The organism is Streptomyces sparsus, assembly GCF_054776295.1.
In genome coordinates, this window is sequence record NZ_BAAHCA010000522.1 from 1 (window position 1) to 3,463 (window position 3,463).

A 3,463-nucleotide genomic window follows, 5' to 3' on the forward strand; every position below is an offset into this window, starting at 1 on the left:
CGCGTCGCCGTGCGACCCGCAGGGTCTCCGCCCCGGCCGGTGCGGCCGGCGGTGACGACGCCGCGGCGATCGTGCTGCCCGCGGTCGAGACGCCCACGGAGGCGCCCACGGAGGCGTCGGAGGAGGAGACCCCGGCCAGGAAGGCGTCGGCCAGGAAGGCGTCGGCCAAGAAGGCGCCCGCCAAGAAGGCCGCGGCGAAGAAGTCCGCGACGGCCGAGAAGAAGGCCCCGGCGAAGAAGGCCGCGACCAAGAAGGCGGCCGCGAAGAAGGCCCCGGCGAAGAAGGCGAGCAAGCGGACGGCCGCGGCCGAACAGGCCTCGACGTCCGTCACCGCGCCCACCGAGGAGTGACGGACCGGGGTCCCGCCGGCCACGGCGGGCGGGACCCCCGGACCCGGTTTGACCCCCTGGTCAAGGTTCCGTAATCTTGACCGTCGGCGTGTCAGTGGACACGCCGCGCTCCTGAGCACATCCCTCCCGGCTGTTCAAGCGGGGAGAGGCCGCTCAATCCCTTCGGATCGTCACGCACGGTGTCACCACCGGTTGTGCCGGGCGGCTGGCATCGGGAGCTCCGGCTACGAGTGAGAGAGAGTTCCGCGTGTACGCGATCGTGCGCACCGGCGGGCGCCAGCAGAAGGTTGCTGTCGGCGACGTCATCGAGGTTGACCGTATTTCCACCAGCAAGGTCGGCGACACCGTCGAGCTCTCCGCCGTGCTGGTGGTCGACGGTGAGGCCGTCACCAGCGACCCGTGGGTGCTGGCCGGCGTGAAGGTCCAGACCGAGGTCGTGGACCACCACAAGGGTGTCAAGATCGACATCCAGAAGTACAAGAACAAGACCGGCTACAAGAAGCGGATCGGTCACCGTCAGCTGCACACCGCGCTGAAGGTCACCGACATCCCCGCCCCGGCGAAGTAAGGGACTGAGGAGAGATGGCACACAAGAAGGGCGCATCGTCCACTCGGAACGGTCGTGACTCCAACGCTCAGCGCCTCGGCGTCAAGCGCTTCGGCGGTCAGGTCGTGAACGCCGGCGAGATCATCGTCCGGCAGCGTGGCACCCACTTCCACCCGGGCTCGGGCGTCGGCCGCGGCGGCGACGACACCCTGTTCGCACTGGACGCCGGTGCCGTGCAGTTCGGCACGCACCGCGGCCGCAAGGTCGTGAACATCGTCCCGGTCGCTGTGTAACCAGCCTCTGGCACGATCAGGCAGCTTTCCGAGGGCGGACCGTCTCCCCAGCAGGGGAAGCGGTACCGCCCTCGGCTTGTTAGTACAGGCAACACCCACAGAACAGCCAGGAGGCATCCGTCATGACCACCTTCGTGGACCGCGTCGAGCTGCACATCGCCGCGGGTAGCGGTGGCCACGGCTGCGCCTCCGTGCACCGGGAGAAGTTCAAGCCGCTCGGCGGCCCCGACGGCGGCAACGGCGGCCGGGGCGGTGACGTCGTGCTGGTCGTCGACCAGGACGTCACGACGCTGCTCGAGTACCACCACAGTCCGCACCGCAAGGCGACCAACGGCAAGCCCGGCGAGGGCGGCAACCGGATGGGCGCCAGCGGCGACGACCTCGTCCTGCCGGTGCCCGACGGCACCGTCGTCCTCGACCCCCAGGGCAACGTGCTCGCCGACATGGTCGGCCAGGGCACCACCTTCGTCGCCGGCCAGGGCGGCCGCGGCGGCCTGGGCAACGCGGCGCTGGCCTCCGCCCGCCGCAAGGCACCCGGTTTCGCGCTGCTCGGTGAGCCGGGCGAGACCCGGGACATCAGCCTGGAGCTGAAGACCGTCGCCGACGTGGCGCTGGTCGGTTACCCGTCCGCGGGCAAGTCCTCGCTGATCTCCGTGCTCTCCGCCGCGAAGCCGAAGATCGCCGACTACCCCTTCACCACGCTCGTCCCCAACCTCGGTGTGGTGACGGCCGGCTCGACCGTCTACACCATCGCCGACGTGCCGGGCCTCATCCCCGGGGCGAGCGAGGGCCGCGGCCTGGGACTGGAGTTCCTGCGGCACGTCGAGCGCTGCTCGGTGCTGGTGCACGTGCTGGACTGCGCGACGCTGGAGTCCGACCGCGACCCGGCCTCCGACCTGGACGTCATCGAGGCCGAACTCGCCCAGTACGGCGGTCTCGACGACCGGCCGCGGGTGATCGCCCTGAACAAGATCGACGTGCCCGACGGCCAGGACCTCGCCGACATCATCCGCCCGGACCTGGAACGCCGCGGCTACCAGGTGTTCGAGGTCTCGGCGGTGTCCCGGCGCGGTCTGAAGGAGCTCTCCTTCGCGCTCGCCTCCATCGTCGACGAGGCCAGGGCCGCCAAGCCGAAGGACGAGTCCACCCGGGTGGTCATCAGGCCGAAGGCCGTCGACGAGACGGGCTTCACCGTCACCCGTGAGGATGACGGCCTCTACCGGGTGCGGGGGGAGAAGCCGGAGCGCTGGGTGCAGCAGACGGACTTCCAGAACGACGAGGCCGTGGGTTACCTCGCCGACCGCCTCAACCGCCTCGGCGTGGAGGAGGCCCTGATGAAGGCCGGTGCCCGGGAGGGCGACGGGGTGGCGATCGGCAGCGAGGACAACGCCGTCGTCTTCGACTGGGAGCCGACCATGTCCGCAGGCGCGGAGATGCTCGGCCGCCGAGGCGAGGATCACCGGATGGAGGCGCCCCGCCCCGCCGCGCAGCGCCGCCGGGACCGCGACGCCGAACAGGCCGACACCTCCCAGCAGGAGTACCGGGACTTCGACCCCTTCCAGTGACACGCACCCCGCGGGAGGCGTGTCACTCCCAGCGGTGAACGCCGGTCGGCCCGGAGGCTGTGTGCCTCCGGGCCGACCGGCGTTCCCAGGCGCGACGAGCGGTCGTCGCCGGGCCCGTGTCGACGGCCCGGCGCTCGCGGGTGTCAGGCGATGGCCGAGTCCTCGGCCAGTTCGATCTGCTCGCCGCCGCCGTTCTCCGGGCTGGTGGCGAACACGCCGGCCTCCGCCTCGAGTTCGCGCTGCACCGGGATCTCGGTGAAGCGCTCGGAGGTCCTCCGGCGGCGCACGTCCGCCTTGGCGCCCTGCCTGTCGAGCGCGTCGTTGAAGCGCTGGATGGACGGCGGGTCGGCCGGCCCGAGCAGCTGCACCTTCAGCTCGGCCCGGGCTTCGGCCAGGGAGTCCGACCGCGGATCGCGCACCGCCGCCAGCAGCGCCGGCACGCCGTTCGCGTCCGGGGTGAGCACCGTGGCCGCGCGGACCGTCGGGTAGCCGTTCCGGAAGTCGGCCTCGGACAGCCCGCTGGTGTTGGCGACGGCGTAGGGCTTCTCGCTGCTCAGGTAGTCCGACACGACGCTGGAGACGTCACTGATCAGCAGGTCCGCCTGGTTGAAGCAGGCGTAGATGCCCGGCCTGGCGTCTGTGATGATCTGGTGCTCCCACTCCGGCAGCGACCCCCAGTAGGCGGCCTCCCACGCGGCGGTGGCGGCC

3 protein-coding genes and 2 pseudogenes are annotated in these 3,463 nt (G+C 71.2%); 4 read left to right on the top strand and 1 reads right to left on the bottom strand.

Going from position 1 to position 3,463, the window contains the following annotated elements:
• The 4 genes and pseudogenes from ACYVE9_RS19570 to obgE all read left to right on the top strand — a co-directional run.
• Positions 1 to 350: pseudogene (locus tag ACYVE9_RS19570) on the top strand (ribonuclease E/G); the annotation flags it as partial.
• 247 nt (positions 351 to 597) lie between these two features.
• Positions 598 to 918 (top strand): 50S ribosomal protein L21, encoded by a 321-nt coding sequence (gene rplU, locus ACYVE9_RS19575; protein ID WP_461029184.1) that lies wholly within the window; start codon positions 598 to 600, stop codon positions 916 to 918.
• Between the two features lie 14 nt (positions 919 to 932).
• A complete protein-coding gene (gene rpmA, locus ACYVE9_RS19580; protein ID WP_461029185.1) occupies positions 933 to 1,190 on the top strand; it encodes a 50S ribosomal protein L27 in 258 nt (85 codons plus the stop codon).
• Between the two features lie 122 nt (positions 1,191 to 1,312).
• The gene (gene obgE, locus ACYVE9_RS19585; RefSeq protein WP_461029186.1) at positions 1,313 to 2,755 is read left to right on the top strand and encodes a GTPase ObgE; all 1,443 of its coding nucleotides are present in this window, start codon (positions 1,313 to 1,315) and stop codon (positions 2,753 to 2,755) included.
• Positions 2,756 to 2,898: 143 nt separating this feature from the next.
• Here the strand turns inward: obgE and ACYVE9_RS19590 are convergent.
• A pseudogene (locus ACYVE9_RS19590) lies at positions 2,899 to 3,463 on the bottom strand (hypothetical protein); the annotation flags it as partial.

Excerpts from the sequence above, each read along its gene's own strand:
- rpmA (WP_461029185.1), top strand. The coding sequence starts at position 933 with ATGGCACACAAGAAGGGCGCATCGTCCACTCGGAACGGTCGTGACTCC.
- obgE (WP_461029186.1), top strand. The coding sequence starts at position 1,313 with ATGACCACCTTCGTGGACCGCGTCGAGCTGCACATCGCCGCGGGTAGC.